Source organism: Pseudomonas sp. URIL14HWK12:I12 (assembly GCF_003097135.1).
Lineage (GTDB): Bacteria > Pseudomonadota > Gammaproteobacteria > Pseudomonadales > Pseudomonadaceae > Aquipseudomonas.
The window spans coordinates 879,714-895,434 of the sequence record NZ_QEQL01000001.1; the positions used below are offsets into that span (position 1 = coordinate 879,714).

Annotated in this window: 13 protein-coding genes; 7 read left to right on the forward strand and 6 right to left on the reverse strand. The window is 61.8% G+C overall.

What is annotated here, in order from left to right; translation table 11 throughout:
* Window position 1: 1 nt before the first annotated feature.
* From ngg to F474_RS04165, 3 genes are read left to right on the forward strand one after another with little or no spacing between them, the layout of a single operon-like run.
* The gene (gene ngg, locus F474_RS04155; protein WP_097083802.1) at window positions 2-1,750 is read left to right on the forward strand and encodes an N-acetylglutaminylglutamine synthetase; all 1,749 of its coding nucleotides are present in this window, start codon (window positions 2-4) and stop codon (window positions 1,748-1,750) included.
* A 17-nt stretch (window positions 1,751-1,767) separates the two neighbouring features.
* A complete protein-coding gene (locus tag F474_RS04160) occupies window positions 1,768-2,946 on the forward strand; it encodes an osmoprotectant NAGGN system M42 family peptidase (protein ID WP_097083801.1) in 1,179 nt (392 codons plus the stop codon).
* Between the two features lie 33 nt (window positions 2,947-2,979).
* Window positions 2,980-3,213 (forward strand): YheU family protein, encoded by a 234-nt coding sequence (locus tag F474_RS04165; RefSeq protein ID WP_097083800.1) that lies wholly within the window; start codon window positions 2,980-2,982, stop codon window positions 3,211-3,213.
* Window positions 3,214-3,233: 20 nt separating this feature from the next.
* On the opposite strand, the gene F474_RS04170 is transcribed toward F474_RS04165, so the two are convergent.
* Genes F474_RS04170 through F474_RS04190 form a run of 5 tightly spaced genes read right to left on the reverse strand, consistent with a single transcriptional unit; the run spans window position 3,234 to window position 9,757 of the window.
* Entirely contained in the window at window positions 3,234-3,611 is a 378-nt protein-coding gene (locus F474_RS04170) for a response regulator (protein WP_097083799.1), read from the reverse strand.
* Between the two features lie 52 nt (window positions 3,612-3,663).
* On the reverse strand, window positions 3,664-4,857 hold the full coding sequence (locus F474_RS04175) for a hybrid sensor histidine kinase/response regulator (protein ID WP_097083798.1): 1,194 nt from the start codon (window positions 4,855-4,857) through the stop codon (window positions 3,664-3,666).
* On the reverse strand, window positions 4,827-5,426 hold the full coding sequence (locus F474_RS04180) for a chemotaxis protein CheB (protein WP_097083797.1): 600 nt from the start codon (window positions 5,424-5,426) through the stop codon (window positions 4,827-4,829). The genes F474_RS04175 and F474_RS04180 overlap by 31 nt, the downstream gene beginning before the upstream one ends.
* Window positions 5,423-6,262, reverse strand: a complete 840-nt coding sequence (locus F474_RS04185) for a protein-glutamate O-methyltransferase CheR (RefSeq protein ID WP_097083796.1) — start codon at window positions 6,260-6,262, stop codon at window positions 5,423-5,425. Before F474_RS04185 ends, F474_RS04180 begins: the two co-directional genes overlap by 4 nt.
* Window positions 6,263-9,757, reverse strand: a complete 3,495-nt coding sequence (locus F474_RS04190) for a response regulator (RefSeq protein WP_097083795.1) — start codon at window positions 9,755-9,757, stop codon at window positions 6,263-6,265.
* Window positions 9,758-10,011: 254 nt separating this feature from the next.
* Between F474_RS04190 and F474_RS04195 the strand changes: the two genes are divergently transcribed.
* The 4 genes from F474_RS04195 (at window position 10,012) to F474_RS04210 (ending at window position 13,332) form a co-directional block, all read left to right on the forward strand.
* On the forward strand, window positions 10,012-10,383 hold the full coding sequence (locus F474_RS04195) for a response regulator (protein ID WP_097083794.1): 372 nt from the start codon (window positions 10,012-10,014) through the stop codon (window positions 10,381-10,383).
* Between the two features lie 189 nt (window positions 10,384-10,572).
* Entirely contained in the window at window positions 10,573-11,454 is an 882-nt protein-coding gene (locus F474_RS04200; protein ID WP_165830264.1) for a MurR/RpiR family transcriptional regulator, read from the forward strand.
* Between the two features lie 91 nt (window positions 11,455-11,545).
* A complete protein-coding gene (locus F474_RS04205) occupies window positions 11,546-12,454 on the forward strand; it encodes an AraC family transcriptional regulator (protein ID WP_097083792.1) in 909 nt (302 codons plus the stop codon).
* A gap of 80 nt (window positions 12,455-12,534) precedes the next feature.
* A complete protein-coding gene (locus F474_RS04210) occupies window positions 12,535-13,332 on the forward strand; it encodes a class I SAM-dependent methyltransferase (protein WP_256577666.1) in 798 nt (265 codons plus the stop codon).
* Here the strand turns inward: F474_RS04210 and F474_RS04215 are convergent, their stop codons facing one another.
* Window positions 13,333-15,675 carry a DNA polymerase II gene (locus F474_RS04215; RefSeq protein WP_097083791.1) on the reverse strand — a complete coding sequence of 781 codons (2,343 nt, stop codon included), beginning with the start codon at window positions 15,673-15,675 and terminating at the stop codon, window positions 13,333-13,335.
* Window positions 15,676-15,721 lie beyond the last annotated feature (46 nt).

Here is a 15,721-nt window from a genome sequence, read left to right on the forward strand (position 1 = left end):
GATGAAAGCCCAAACCAATGCCCTCAACCAGCGCCTGCTGCGCGGCCAGTCGCCTTCCTATGAACGGCTACAGGCACGCTTGGCCGAAGACGGCCAACCCGGCGACGACTGCGCGCGCCAGCCATTGCATTGCGGTTGGGGCCGGCTGCTGATCGGCCATACCTACCCTTCGGCGCAGGCACTGGCCGATGACTTGCTCAGTGAAACCGCTGGCGAGCGAGATATCGCGCTCTACGTCGCAGCGCCCCAGCAAGTGCTGGCCCATGCGCCGCAGCAGTTGTTTCTGGACCCCTCTGACACCTTGCGCCTGTGGTTCAGTGACTATCGCCCAGCGCAACGTGTGTTCCGCGGCTTTCGCATTCGCAGGGCGCACACTGAGGCTGATTGGGAAGCGATCAACCGCCTTTACCTGAAGCGGCGCATGTTGCCAGTCAACCCCAAGCGCCTGACGCCACGGCATCAGGGCGGCCCGGTTTACTGGCTGGCCGAGGACGAGGACAGCGGCGCCGTGATCGGCAGTGTAATGGGCCTGAACCACGCCAAGGCGTTCGACGATCCTGATCACGGCAGCAGCCTTTGGTGCCTGGCAGTGGACCCCCGCTGCACTCGCCCGGGCGTGGGCGAAGTATTGGTGCGCCACCTGGTCGAGCATTTCATGAGCCGAGGCCTGGCGTTTCTGGACCTGTCGGTGATGCATGACAACCGGCTGGCCAAGAACCTCTACGCCAAGCTGGGCTTCAGGAATCTGGCGACCTTTGCGGTCAAGTGCCGTAACGCGATCAACCAACGCCTGTTCATGGGCCCCGGCCCTGCCGGGGACTTCAACCCCTACGCACGGATCATCATCGACGAGGCTTATCGCCGCGGCATCGAGGTGCAGGAAATCGACGCCGAGGCCGGGCTGTTCAGCCTCAGCCACGGCGGCCGCCGCGTGCGCTGCCGCGAGTCGCTGTCTGATCTGACCAGTGCCATCAGCGTTGCGCTGTGCCAGGACAAGAGCCTGACCCACAAGGTGCTGGCCGCAGAAGGCGTGAGGCTGCCGGCGCAGCAATTGGCCGGCAGCGCCGACGACAACCAGGACTTTCTGGACGAACACCAGCGCGTAGTGGTCAAGCCGCTGGACGGCGAGCAAGGCAAAGGCGTGGCGGTGGACCTGCGCAATTTCGACGACATGCAGCACGCCGTTGAACAAGCGCGGCAGTTCGACAGCCGCGTGCTTCTTGAGAGTTTTCACGAAGGCCATGACCTGCGCGTCGTCGTCATCGGTTTCGAAGTGGTTGCCGCGGCGATCCGTAGGCCGGCACAGGTGGTCGGTGATGGGCAGCGAACGGTCATGGAGCTGATCGAAGCCCAGAGCCGCCGCCGCCAGGCCGCCACTTCAGGCGAGAGCCGCATTCCGCTGGACCGCGAGACCGAGCGCACCGTTCAGCTGGCGGGTTTCGACTATGACACCGTGCTACCCCGTGGTCAGGTCCTGCCGGTGCGCAAGACCGCGAACCTGCACACCGGGGGGCACCTTGAAGACGTCACGGCGGTGCTGCACCCGGTGCTGGCCGAGGCCGCCGTACGCGCGGCGCGGGCGCTCGACATTCCCGTGGTAGGCCTGGATTTTCTGGTGCCAGCCGCGGATCAACCTGACTACGTCTTCATCGAAGCCAACGAGCGCGTGGGCCTGGCCAACCATGAGCCGCAGCCCACCGCCGAGAAATTCATCGACTTGCTGTTCCCGCACATTCAACCGGTGCGGTGATCCGCTTGGGAGGCATCATGAGCCAAGCATTACCCCAACCCGATACCCAGTACCTGCAAAAGGTACTCCTGGAGATGCTCGCCATCCCCAGCCCTACCGGCTTCACCGACACCATCGTACGGTATGTGGCCGAGCGGCTGGACGAGCTGGGCATTCCGTTCGAGCTGACCCGCCGTGGCACTATCCGTGCCACGCTCAAGGGCCGCAAGAGTTCACCTGACAGGGCCGTCGCCACGCACCTGGACACCATCGGTGCCTCAGTGCGGGTGATTCAAGACAACGGCCGCCTGGGGCTGGCGCCAGTGGGCCATTGGTCCAGCCGCTTCGCCGAAGGCAGCCGGGTCAGCGTGTTCACCGACACCGGCGTGATTCGCGGCAGCGTGCTGCCGCTCATGGCCAGCGGGCACGCCTTCAATACTGCCATCGACCAGATGCCTGTGAGCTGGGATCACGTCGAACTGCGCTTGGATGCTTACTGCACAACGCGCGCCGATTGTGAGAGCCTGGGCGTCAATGTCGGTGACTTCGTGGCGTTCGACCCCCTGCCCGAATTCACCGAAAGTGGCCATATCAGTGCCCGCCACCTGGACGACAAGGCCGGCGTGGCGGCGCTGTTGGCGGCGCTCAAAGCGGTCGTCGAGAGCGGTCAGGAACCTGTGATCGACTGCCATCCGCTGTTCACCATCACCGAAGAAACCGGCTCGGGGGCTGCCTCGGCGCTGCCGTGGGATGTGAGCGAGTTCGTCGGGATCGACATTGCCCCGGTCGCACCAGGCCAGCATTCGAGCGAGCACGCGGTAAGCGTGGCCATGCAGGACTCCAGCGGCCCTTACGACTATCACCTGTCACGGCACCTGCTCAAACTTGGCCAGGCCCATGACTTGCCGCTGCGGCGTGACCTGTTCCGCTACTACTACAGTGATGCCCATTCAGCGGTGACCGCCGGGCACGATATCCGTACGGCACTGGTTGCTTTCGGCTGCGATGCCACCCATGGCTACGAGCGTACCCACATCGATAGCCTTAATGCATTGTCGCGGCTGCTGACCGCCTACCTGCTCAGCCCGCCGGTGTTCGACAGCGATGCACAGCCGGCCAATGCTTCGCTGAAGAACTTCAGCAAGCAGTTGGAGCATGATACGCAGATGGAAAGTGACACCCGGGTGCCGCCGGTGGATACCTTGATCAACAAGTGACGGTGATGGCATGGGCGCAGTACACTCGCGCCCATGATCATTCCATTCGATGCACTCGAACCTGATACGCTCACCCGCCTGATCGAAGACTTCGTCACCCGTGACGGAACCGACAACGGCGACGAGACACCCCTGCCCACCCGGGTGCTGCGCGTGCGCCAAGCGCTCGCCAAAGACCAGGCATTCATCGTCTTCGACCCTGAAAGCCAGCAATGTCAGCTGCTGGCACGGCACGATGTGCCAAAGGCGTTGATGGAGGGGCTATAGGCGCCCCGCCGGCGCCCGGTTCAGGCCAGTTCCTTGCGAATCACCCGCTGCAGTTCATCGAGGTCGAACGGCTTTGCCAGGATCGGCGCCCGATGCGCGATCGGGTGGTCGCAGTCGAGAATCTCGGCTGGGTAGCCGCTGATGAACACCACCTTCAAGTCAGGCCGCAGCTTGACAGCAGGCTCGGCGATGTCCACTCCGGAAATGCCGCCAGGCAAGCGAAAATCGGTGACCATCAGGTCCAGGTGCGGCTTGCTGGCGAGGATTTCGAACGCCTTAGTGCCGTTTTCGGCCTGAAGCACGTGGTAGCCCTCGCCCATCAGGTAGTCGGCCAGAACCCGCAGGATCACGGGTTCATCCTCCACTACCAGTACCACGTCTTGTGCATCTCCACTCATGGGGTGTTGCCTATGTCTGTCTACGGTGCTGCCCATGTGACCATGAGCGTTGTCAGAGGTTGCGCGTCAGCGGCAGCAGCACGCTGAACAGCGCGCCTTCCCCTGGCGCGCTCTTGACTTCGATACGCCCGCCATGGGCGCTGACGATCTGCTCGGAAATGAACAGGCCTAATCCCAGCCCTGCCACGCTGTGGCGTGATGATACCCGTTCGAACTGCTGAAAGATGCGTGCCTGATCAGCTTCGCTTATGCCGATGCCGTAATCGCGCACGTCCACTCGCGCCCATTCGCCGTCTTGGCGCACTGCGACCTCGATAGCGCCCTTGCCACCGTAACGCAGGGCGTTGGTCAGCAGGTTCGCCACCACTTGCTCGACGCGAAATTCGTCCCACTCGCCAACTAACGGTGCGCTGCACTCAAAGGTCACAGGGTTACCGTTGGCCTGTGCCTGTTGCATGAATCGCTCCACGGCATTACCCACCATCTGGCCCAGGTCGAACGGTGCGGGGCGAATCGTCAATTTGCCAGTGCGGATACGTGAGACATCCAGCATGTCCTCGATCAGGCGGATCAGGCTCTGGATCTGCCGCTCATCGCGCGCCACCATCGCCTGCATCTTGTCGAGCGTGAACGCTTCGGCATTGCCCTTGGCCAAGTGCAGCTTGCGCAACTGAGTTTCCAGGATCAAACCATTGAGTGGGGTGCGCACTTCATGTGAAACGATGGACATGAAGTCATCCCGCATGCGTATGGCGTGCTCAAGCTCGGCCTGAGCCACCTGCAAGCGGCGCACGAGAATTTCCTGCTCCTGACGGCTGCGCTCCAGTGCTTCGAGCTGCTCGTTGAGCGTCTTGCGCTGACGGTATAGGTCGACGAACACCGCCACTTTGCTCTTGACCGCCAAGGTGTCGAGCGGTTTTTGCAGAAAGTCCACGGCGCCGCTCTCATAGCCATGGAAGGCATAGTTGAGCTCGCGGCCGGCCGCGCTGACGAACACGATAGGGATATGCTTGGTCTTTTCCGTGCCGCGCATCAGCTCCGCCAGCTCGAAACCATTCATGCCGGGCATCTGCACGTCAAGAATGGCCAGTGCGAACTCGTGCTGCAACAGCAGCGAAAGCGCCTCGTCGGCGCAACGGGCCTGGAAGACCTGGCGATCGTCCTGGCGAATCAATGCCTCCAGCGCCAGCAGGTTTTCAGGCAGGTCGTCGACGATCAGCAGTTTGGCTTGGATTGCGCTTTGCATGTTCCCGGTCCCAGTTCGGCCAATACCTCAGCCAGGCCCACAATGGGCAAAAGATAATCAGGGCGAATCAACTTCAGCGCCGCTTCCGGCATCACCGAAACCCGCGCCTCGGCGGGGTCCTGCACCAGTGTCAGGCCACCGTTGCGGGCAATCTCGGCAAGCCCCCGGGCGCCGTCTTCATTGGCGCCGGTCAGCAGCACACCAGCCAGGGCAGCACCCCAGGCGTCGGCGGCTGACTCGAACAACACGTCGATCGAAGGGCGTGAATAGTGAACACGCTCCTCCTGGCTCAACGAAAATGTCTCATCCTGCTCCACCGAAAGGTGATAGCTAGGCCCTGCGAAATAGATCACGCCCGGTTCGACCTGTGCCTTGTCACAAGCCTCCTTGACCGGCCTGCACAGCCTTCGCTCGAACACTTCAGCCAAGTGGCTATGCCGAGCGTCTGGCAAATGCAGCACCGTGACGATCGGCAGCGCATAGTCGACCGGCAGCCGGCCAAAAAGTGCCAATAATGCCTCTACGCCACCTGCGGACGCCCCTACTACCACTGCCCGGTATCGGCTCATAGCTTGCGATAGATCCGCTCAGGCTTGGCCAGGGTTTCGAACCGCTCGCTGTAGGCCGACATGTCCAGGGTTTCGCGGCTGCCGAGCATCAAAAAGCCACGGCGGCAGAGCGACTCATGAAACAGGCCGAACGCCCGGTTCTGCAGAGGCTTGTTGAAGTAGATAAGGACGTTGCGGCAGCTGATCAACTGGGTTTCGGAGAACACGCTGTCGGTGGCCAGGCTGTGATCGGCGAAGGTCACATTGCTGCGTAACCGGCTGTCGATGATGGCGCGATCATAGGCGGCGGTATAGTAGTCGCTCAACTGGCCACGACCGCCAGCCCGTCGGTAGCTCTCTGCCCATTCCTCCATGTGCTTGAGCAGATAGATACCTTGCCGCGCCCGCTCCAGCGAGGTCGGGTTGATGTCGGTGGCGTAGATCAGGGTGCGGTCTAGCAGCCCCTCCTCGTGCAGCATGATGGCCATAGAGTAGACCTCCTCGCCGGTGCTGCACCCTGCCACCCACAGTTTGAGCGAGGGGTAAGTCTTGAGCAGTGGCACCACGTCACGGCGCAGCACCAGAAAATGCTCCGGGTCGCGGAACATCTCGCTGACTGGAATCGTCAGGTACTGCAGCAGCTCCAGGAACACCCCAGGCTCGTACAGCACCCGCTCCTGCAGGGCCGAGATACTGCGGCAATCGAACTGACGCAGCGCGTGAGCAACCCGGCGCTTGATCGATGCGCCGGAGTAATCGCGAAAATCGTAGCTGTACTTGAGGTAGATCGCCTCGATCAACAACCGGATTTCGATATCGCTGTTGCGTTCCGGTACAGGGGCCTGCTCGTTCGACAATCAGATACGCTCCATTTGTGGCAACCACACACGAATCAGCGAGAACAATCGGTCCAGCTCGATCGGTTTGGCAAGGTAATCATTGGCGCCGGCGTTGAGGCAGCGCTCCTGGTCATCCTTCATCGCCTTGGCGGTCACGGCGATGATCGGCAGTTTGCGGAACCGCGGATCTTTGCGGATCTCGCGAGTCGCCTCGAAACCATCCATCTCCGGCATCATTACGTCCATCAACACCAGGTCGATATCGCCCACCGCGTTGAGGCGGTCGATCGCTTCCAGGCCGTTGCGCCCGACCTCCACCACCGCGCCCTTGTGTTCCAGAGCGCTGGTGAGGGCGAAGATGTTGCGCACATCGTCGTCGACCACAAGGATCTTGCGGCCTTCGAACACCTTGTCGCGGCTGCGCGCTGTCTTGAGCATCTTCTGCCGGTCATCTGACAGCTGCGCTTCGACTTTGTGCAAAAACAGTGTCACCTCGTCGAGCAAGCGCTCGGGGGAACGGGCGCCCTTGATAATGATCGAGCGCGAGTACTTCAGAAGTTCGGCCTCTTCCTCGCGGGTCAGGTTGCGGCCGGTGTAGACGATCACTGGCGGAAAGGCACGGATGTCCTCGGTGCTCATGCGCTTGAGCAGCTCGCCACCGAGCATGTCAGGCAGCTTCAGGTCAATGATCATGCAGTCGTAGACGTTGGCTCGCAGCAGGTCCAGCGCTTCCTGCGCGAACCCGACAGCGGTGATCTCGACATCCTCGTCGCCGATCAGCAGGGCAATGCTGTCTCGCTGCAGGTCGTCATCCTCGACCAACAGAATGCGCTTGAGCTTTTGCGTCAGCTTGGCCTCCAGGCGCCCGAACACGCCCTTGAGCTCCTCGCGGGTAGTGGGCTTGACCGCATACCCGACCGCGCCCATGTGCATGGCAGCCTCGACACGATCTTCCACGGAAATCACATGGACCGGGATGTGACGGGTGTCAGCGTTCTCCTTGAGCCTTTGCAGCACAGTCAGGCCGGAATGGTCTGGCAGGCGCATGTCCAGCAGCACGGCGTCCGGGCGCTGCTGCACCGCCAGGTCGAAACCTTCGTCAGCTGCGTGGGCAACCAGGCAGCGGTAGCCCAGCTCGTGCGCCAGGTCATAGAGAATGCGGGCGAAGCTGGGCTCGTCCTCGACCACCAGGATGCAACGGCGTTCTTCAGCTGGCAGGTCACGGTCATCGGCGAAGCGTGGGATCGGCTCGGCCAGTGCGGCACGCGCGCCGGGTTCAGCTGCGCTGGGCTGAACCACCGGCGCAGGGGCCGGGTGCGCCTGGCCGGCGGCCGTTATTATCGGCGCCGGCAGTGCCTCGACATTGGCTTCGTAACGCTCCGGCAATACCAGCGTGAACACGCTGCCCTGCCCCAGCGTGCTGCTCACGCTGATATGGCCACCGAGCAAGGTGGCCAAATCGCGGGAAATCGACAGGCCCAGGCCCGTGCCACCATAGCGCCGGCTGGTGGTGCCATCGGCTTGGCGAAATGCTTCGAAGATCGCCTGCTGCTGATCGGCGGCAATGCCGATCCCCGAGTCGCGCACGGCAAAGGCAATGCAGTTCCCGACGTGGGCGCTGATCGATAGGCTCACCGTACCGGCATCGGTGAACTTGACCGCGTTGGACAGCAGGTTCTTGAGAATCTGCTCCACTCGCTGCCGGTCGCTGAACATCGTTGCTGGGGTCGACGCAGCGACCGTGATATCGAAGGTAAGGCCCTTGTCACCTGCCAACGGCTGGAAGGTCATGCGCAGGCTGTCGGCCAGGCGCATCACCGACAAGCTCTCAGGGCGCACATCCAGTTTGCCGGCCTCCACCTTGGAGATGTCGAGAATGTCGTTGATCAGGCTGAGCAGGTCGTTGCCTGAGGAATAGATCGACTCTGCGTATTTGACCTGGTCGGCGGTGAGGTTACCCAGCGGGTTGTCCGAGAGCAGCTTGGACAGTATCAGCGAGCTGTTGAGCGGGGTGCGCAGCTCATGGGACATGTTGGCCAGGAACTCGGATTTATAGCGGCTGGAACGCTGGAGCTCATCGGCGCGGTAGCCCAACTCTTGCTGAGCGGCGGCCAGCTCATCCCGCTGCCGGGAAAGCGCATCGGTACGCTCGGCCAGTTGCTCGTTGGTTTGTTCAAGCTCTGCCTGCTGGGTTTCGAGATACGCTTGGGATTCTTTGAGCACCCGCGACTGCTCCTCGAGTTCCTCGTTCGCGGTCTTGAGCTCTTCCTGTTGCACTTGCAGCTCTTCGTTGAGCTGCTGGGTTTCGGCCAACACTTCCTGCAATCGCTGGCGATAACGAGCCGCTTCGAGGGAGTTGCCGATGTTGTCGCTGACCCGGTCCAGAAACTCCATGTCGCGCTCGCTCAACGGGCGCAGGAAGCCCAGCTCGACTACGCCGTTGACCTGCCCGTCATTGCGTGCAGGCACGATCGCAACACTGTGGGGCAACCCTTCACCCAACGCTGAAGATATCTTGGTGAAATAGTCCTGCGGCAGGTTGTCCAGCCGCTGCACCTTGCCGGTGGCAGCCGCGAGCCCCGCCACGCCTTCGCCTGCGCGTATCAGTTGCTCCCGGTTAGCCTGCTCGGCCGAAAACCCCAGGTTCGCGACACGGCGCAGGTTTCCCTGATCGTCGCGCACGTACACTGCCGACACGGCGGCACCGAGAAACTGCCCGAAGAAATCCAGCACGTTGTTGCCCACCGCCTGCACGGTGAGCTGGCCCAACATTGCCTGCGCCAATTGGCTTTGGCCATTACGCAGCCAACCTTGATGCTCGAGACGCTCTGCACTGCGCACCTGCGCATCGAGGTTCTCCCCATACTGGTGAGAGAGGTTGACCAGGTCACGGCGGCCCAGGTAAGCCAGCAATGCACTGAGCCCGATGATGAAGAACAGATACAGCGTGACAGATATATAGGTGGTGCGAGTCACCTCTTCACTGCGCCCTACCCGCAGCTGCTGCTCCATGTTGATCAGGTTATCGAACTCATCGCGGATCGCATCGGTCAGGCGCTTGCCTCGCCCGGCACTCACCGGTTTGACATAGTCGCCCTGCTGGCGGCGCAGGGTGATGATCTCGTCGGCGATACGCATCCATTCTTCTTGCAGGGCGATGATTCGAGTCAGGCGGTCGACCTGCTCTCCATTGTCACCCACCATGTCCTTCAGGCTATGCAACTGTGCAATTACGCGAGGCTTGGCTACCGAATAGGGGTCTAGAAAACGCTCCTCTCCAGTCAACAGGAAACCTCGCATGCCGGTTTCCATGTCCACGGACAGGCGCATGGTTTCATTGGCGTTGTTGATCACCCGGTCGGTGTGGTCGACCCAGCCGATCACCGACAGCAGATAATGCAGCATCAGGCCGAACACAATCACACTCAGCAGCCCTACGCCCAACGGCAGGCTGACATTACGGGCGAGCAGTTTGCGAAAGCCTTGTTCATCGATGGAATGGGAACGGGGCATGTCCATAGCCTGTGTCAAAGACGAGAGCGCAGATTCTGCCGTAAATCTGACGACCAGGGAGGCATTTTCCTATATGAGCCGATGAAAAGTCCTATCCATCCCACTGATTTGACGTAGGATATCGCTTACAACTGCTATTTCACCGCGCGTCAATCGGACAATTCCGCAATAATTGTAGGAAATGCGGAACTTGCGTCACCGCTGCTGCACCAACTCGGCTGTATTTCATCTTCCTCACCTGGATCTATCACTCCATGCCCGACGTTGCAATTACCCCCACCCTGCTGTTGGTCGAAGATGACGCGATCGTGCGGATGTTGATGGTCGACGTGCTTGAGGAGCAAGGGTTCAAGATTGTGGAAGCCAAGGATTGGGAAGGCGCCATGGCTGTATTGCAGAATCTAGACCAAGCGCTGGCGTTGATGGTGACCGATGTGGGGCTGGGTGATGCCCAACAACGCGACGGCCTTGCGTTGGCAGGCCAGGCGCGCGCCTTGAGGCCGGGCCTACCGGTGCTGGTGGCAAGCGGGTACCCAGGGCTTGACGTTCCCGAGGGGGCCGAGCTGATCTGCAAACCTTTTTCCATCGACCAGTTACGTGATCGCGTGCACGCCATGCTCGCCTGACGGCGCAATTCAGCGCGCCTGAACAAAACGTCACAGATACGACCGTCAAAATCTTGAGGTTGGAACTGGTTGCAACTGCAACTACACTCCTGCGTGTGCAGCATAGCCATGCCATTTCGCATGACCTTATCGCAGGAGCGTTCGACTATGAAGGACACGGCGGGGATCCCCCTATTTGAAACACCCGTGATGCGCAAACTCACGGACACCCTCGAAACGCTCAAGCCCGCGCAGCGAAAAGTGGCAGATTTCATTCTGCGTAATCCGCTACGTGCCGCCATGTTGAGCATCAGTGAGATCGGGCGGGAAAGTGGAACATCGCCGGCAGCCGTCAACCGGCTGGGCAACAAGATGGGCATGAATGGCTTTACTGGCCTGCGCAATGCATTGATCAATCACCTGCTGGCGGTGATTTCACCTCAGGCACCTGCAGCCTCGCAGGCGCCGGAAGTCTTCTCCTTCGAGCACCAGCTCAACCTAGCCCACGGTGAGTTGGCGCTGATCCGTAGGCACAACTCCACACCGATGCTGGACGAAGTGCTCCACGCGCTGGCCGGGGCCCGGGAAGTGTATGTGGTAGGGGCGGCGCAGTGCTGTTCGCTGGTGCACCTCACGGCCGCACAGCTGGACACACTCAACCGCAGTTGCCAGACCGTGACGTTGGCATCAGGGCTGGAGCCGGCCGTCAGCCGTCTCTTGCATGCCGGCGAGCAGGATGTGGTGCTCATGTTCAGCCTGCCGCCGTATCACCCCGAGGTCGAAGCGCTGGCCACGCTGGTAGCGCGCCAGGGTGCGCAGGTGATCAGCATCACCGACTCCCCCGCAGCGCCCGTGGCTCGGGCCACGGGCAAAACCTTGTTCGCACCTGTAGGGCCCAAGGCCAAAGGCAGCGGCCTATGGTCGGCGTTCACCTTGGTCGATACGCTGATCGCCGGGCTGCGTCACCGGGACCAGGGCGTGGACACCCGCGCCAATGAACAGATGCGCGAGGCTGTCCGCCTGGTAGAGGACGCTCGCGACCACCTGCAGCAAAGTGCACAGGCCTACGCCTTCGGGCGTACAGCGCGCTAACCACACTTGATGAGGGCCACTGCGCGGGCTTGTGCAGCCGCGTGGCCCCCGCTTATGCTCAGGGCAGAACGCCGACAACAACAGGCACGCCATGAGTAGAAACTCACGCATCACAGAGCCTTCCTATGAGTTGATGGATGACCACGGGGGCATGTCCATCATTTATCGCCAACATGGTTTTCCGAGCCCCTTGGTGCGGTGGCACTTCCATAAGGAATACGAACTGCACCTGATCGTGGCCAGTGCTGGCAAAGTATTCATCGGCGATTACATCGGCAACTTCCACCCCGGCAGTCTCTTTCTTACCGGCCCCAACCTCCCGCACAACTGGATCAGCCAGCTGGCCGAGGGCGAACAGGTGTGCCGGCGCGACATGCTGGTCAACTTCACCGATGACCTGTTCGAACACGCCACCCAGGTATTCAGCGAATTGCGCACGCTCGCGCCAATGCTGGAGCGTGCGCGGTATGGCATCGAATTTCGCGACCCCGCGCTGATTACCGAAGCAACAGCATTGATGCACCGCATCGAGAACAGCGAGCGAAGCAGCCGCCTGGGCTGGTTCCTGATACTCATGGAGCTGCTGGCCGGCACTGAGGACTATCACCTGCTGTCGGCCACCAGCGCCTCGGCACTGGCTGACGACATCCACGTCGACCGGACCAATCGCGCGGTGGACTACATCTTCAGCCACTACGGTCGAGAATTGTCGCTCGAGGAAGTTGCAGGCCACTTGAACATGAAACCTACCTACTTCTCTCGGGTCTTCAAACAGGCAACCGGTCGCAGCTTCGTCGAGTTCGTCAACCGGCTGCGCATCAGCAAGTCCTGTGAGCTGCTGGTCGAAGGGGACAAGCCGGTGACCGACATCTGCTTTGCATCAGGTTTCAACAACCTGTCCAACTTCAACCGCCGGTTCCAGCAGCTCAAGGGCATGACGCCCACCGATTACCGCCGCCTCGCCGTCCAGCGCCTGACCGAACAGAATCTGCGGGCGTGATCTAGGCTTTGCTGTATGGCCTCTGGCGCCAGTGAAGGCCCATCGTGTTCGCGCCAGATGCACCGAGCGAGGGAGCTGATATGAAAAGCCTGCGTGAAATGCTGCATCTACCACCGCTGTTCAAAGGTTTTGGTGCGGTGTCTGAGACCTATGAAAAAGGCCGCCCTGGTTACCCCGACGCCGTCAACGAGTGGCTACGCCGCGACTTGCAGATCCGCCCAGGGGTGACGGTGCTCGATCTGGGTTCGGGTACCGGCAAGTTCACCCGCCGATTGCTGGAGGTGGGCGCCGATGTTATCGCCGTGGAGCCAGAGCCACGCATGCGCTATTCGTTCGCACGCCGCCACCCCGAAGTGCGCTTGCTCGAAGGCCAGGCCGAAGCCATTCCCCTGCCTGCGGGCAAGGTCGATGTGGTGCTGTGCGCTCAGGCCTTTCACCTTTTCGCCAACCCCGAGGCGCTGACCGAAATCCACCGGGTACTGAAACCGGGCGGTCGCCTGGGCATGGTTTGGAATTTGCGCGACACCCGGGTGCCTTGGGTAGAGCGGTTGGCGTCGATCGTCAATCGCCATGCCGGTGATTATCCGCGCTATTACAGCGGGCAGTGGCGCGAAGTGCTCAACCAGCATTTCGGTGGCAAGTATGCACCGCTGAGCGAGAAAGACTGGCAGCATAACCATACCGGCTCGCCGGAAGACGTGATCGTGCGGCGGATCGGGTCGATCAGTTTCATCGCCGCGTTGCCCGACGATCAACGCACCGCGTTGCTCGCAGAGGTGCGCCAGTTGATTGCTGAGGATCCTGAGCTGGCTGGCCGAGACATCGTCAGCGTGCCCTATCACACGGTAGCGGTGCACACGGTCAAGATACTGCCTTGATCAGAACAACCCCAGTTGGCCATCGATGAGCGCGTCGAAGCGCACCCCTACGAACGGTAGAATGGCCTCGGCAACGGGCCTTAGCTGGCGCTCCAGGTAATGGCCGTAGTCTAGGGGTGCGCGTCGGTCCTCCAGCGGCTCGGGGCCGGCCGTGGTGATGACGTAGTCGATCCAGCCGCCGCGCTGGTACTGAAGTGGGCGGCCCCGGCGTGCGTTAGCCTCGTCGGCCAGCCGCGCGGCGCGCACGTGAGGCGGCACATTGCGTTGATAGTCTGCCAGCGGGCGGCGCAGGCGTTTGCGCAGTACCAGCTTGTCATCCAACTCCCCAGCCAGCGTGCGCGCCACGTAATCCCGTACCCACTGCTCAAACGGCTCGCCCTTGAACACTCGGCCGTAGAGCGCCTGCTGGAATTCCCGCGCCAGCGGCGACCAGTCGCTGCGCACCGTTTCCAGCCCCTTGAACACCAGCTTGCTTTCAGTGCCACCGACAAGCCCGGCGTAGCGCTTCTTGCTGCCCTCCTCTGTGCCACGGATAGTCGGCATCAAAAATCGCTGGTAATGCGTCTCGAACTGCAGCTCAAGCGCGCTATCGAGCCCGAACTCGTCGGCCAGTTTCTGCTGCCAAAGGGTATTGATGTCACGAGCCAGCGCTTGGCCCGTGTCGCAGGCCTGTTGATGGGCCACCTCTGTTCCAAGCCAGACGAACGTGGAGTCGGTGTCGCCGTAGATCACTTCATACCCTTGGGCTTCGACCCACTGCCGGGTCTGGGCCATGATCCAGTGACCGCGCAAAGTGATGGAACTGGCCAAACGCGTATCGAAGAAACGGCAACCGCTGGAGCCGAGCACGCCATAGAACGCATTCATGATGATCTTCAGCGCCTGGGAGAGCGGCGCATTGCCTGCTTTCTTGGCCGCCTCGCGCCCTTGCCATACGCGCTCGACGATGGCCGGCAAGCAATGAGCAGTACGTGAAAACAACGCATCGCGAAAACCGGGCACGGCCTGCTCCGGCTCACGAAGGCCCTCGATCAGCCCCACCGGGTCGATTAAAAAGGTGCGGATGATCGACGGGTACAAGCTTTTGTAGTCCAGCACCAACACCGAGCTGTAGAGACCAGGGCGCGAATCCATCACAAAACCGCCCGGGCTGGCCTGGGGCATCTTTTCACCCTGATTCGGCGCCACGAACCCTTGCCTATGCATCGGCGGCAGGTACAGGTGCGTGAACGCTGCCACCGAGCCGCCGCTGCGATCCCCAGGCAGGCCAGTGACGCTCGCGCGTTCGAGCAGGAACGCCAACAGCTCGGTGCGCTCGAAGATCCGCGTGACCAACTCGCAGTCCTGCAGGTTGTAGCGGGCCAGGGCGGGCTGGTCCTCGGCGAACATACGGTTGATTTCATCCATGCGCTGGTACGGCGTGGAGATGGCCTTGCCATCACCCAGCAGTTCGCGCGCCACGTATTCCAGGCTGAACGAGGGGAAGCTCCAGGTAGCCGAACGCAGCGCTTCGATACCATCGATCAGCCAGCGCCCAGCCACCTCAGCGAACCCGTGGTTGCCATCGGGATGCTCGCGCCAGCGCAAGGGCTGCCCATCGCGGCCCATACGCAGGGGAACGCCTTCGCGACGGGCCTGCTCGTATAGCACCCGCACATCGAACTGCACCACATTCCAGCCGATGATCACGTCGGGGTCGTGCTCGGCGAGCCAGGCATTGAGTGCCTCGATCAACCCCGCGCGAGTGGGGCGCCAGGCCAGGTCGAACCCTAGCGCCTCGGGCTCGCGAACCGGCGCACCCAGCATGAACACCTGGCGTTGCCCGCAGCCCTGCAGGCCGATGCAATAGAGCTCGCCGCGCTCGCTGGTCTCGATGTCCAGCGATACCATGCGCAGCCGGGGCCGATAGCGGTCATGGGGGCGCAGGCGCACGCTGGCCAGGCGGCCGGCTCCCTCCACCTGCCCGGCTACGCGCACCGGCGCGGTAATGAAACGCTCCATCAGGTAGCGATCAGGCGGGCGGATATCGGCCTCGTAGAGGTCCACGGCGCTGGCGCGCAAGGTGGCCCGAGCAGCCAGCAGCTGCTGGTATTGCTCTGCGTAAAGGCCCACTACAGGGCGCTGGCGAAAGTCCTTCAGCGCCAGCGGTCGCCAGCTCAGGCCGGGCAATTCGGCCAGCAAAGCCTGCGCCCTGGCGTGTTGCACAGTGGGAACGAACGCCACTTGCTGCTGCGCCGCTGTTCGTACGCACAGCGGCCCCTGGTCAGTGGCCAACCAATACTCCAAGACGCAGCCCTGCGGAGTATCGTGCCAGTGGCGAGTGAGTATGAAGCCCGATAGCACAGCGCCACGCCTCGTTTTTAAAGGCCGCCAGTATAAGCGGGGCCCA

Bases quoted from the DNA above. Each gene is read 5' to 3' on its own strand.
- ngg (WP_097083802.1), top strand. From the start codon at position 2: ATGAAAGCCCAAACCAATGCCCTCAACCAGCGCCTGCTGCGCGGCCAG.
- F474_RS04165 (WP_097083800.1), top strand. From the start codon at position 2,980: ATGATCATTCCATTCGATGCACTCGAACCTGATACGCTCACCCGCCTG.
- F474_RS04175 (WP_097083798.1), bottom strand. From the start codon at position 4,857: ATGCAAAGCGCAATCCAAGCCAAACTGCTGATCGTCGACGACCTGCCT.
- F474_RS04195 (WP_097083794.1), top strand. From the start codon at position 10,012: ATGCCCGACGTTGCAATTACCCCCACCCTGCTGTTGGTCGAAGATGAC.
- F474_RS04180 (WP_097083797.1), bottom strand. From the start codon at position 5,426: ATGAGCCGATACCGGGCAGTGGTAGTAGGGGCGTCCGCAGGTGGCGTA.
- F474_RS04170 (WP_097083799.1), bottom strand. From the start codon at position 3,611: ATGAGTGGAGATGCACAAGACGTGGTACTGGTAGTGGAGGATGAACCC.
- F474_RS04200 (WP_165830264.1), top strand. From the start codon at position 10,573: ATGCGCAAACTCACGGACACCCTCGAAACGCTCAAGCCCGCGCAGCGA.
- F474_RS04210 (WP_256577666.1), top strand. From the start codon at position 12,535: ATGAAAAGCCTGCGTGAAATGCTGCATCTACCACCGCTGTTCAAAGGT.
- F474_RS04190 (WP_097083795.1), bottom strand. From the start codon at position 9,757: ATGCCCCGTTCCCATTCCATCGATGAACAAGGCTTTCGCAAACTGCTC.
- F474_RS04160 (WP_097083801.1), top strand. From the start codon at position 1,768: ATGAGCCAAGCATTACCCCAACCCGATACCCAGTACCTGCAAAAGGTA.
- F474_RS04205 (WP_097083792.1), top strand. From the start codon at position 11,546: ATGAGTAGAAACTCACGCATCACAGAGCCTTCCTATGAGTTGATGGAT.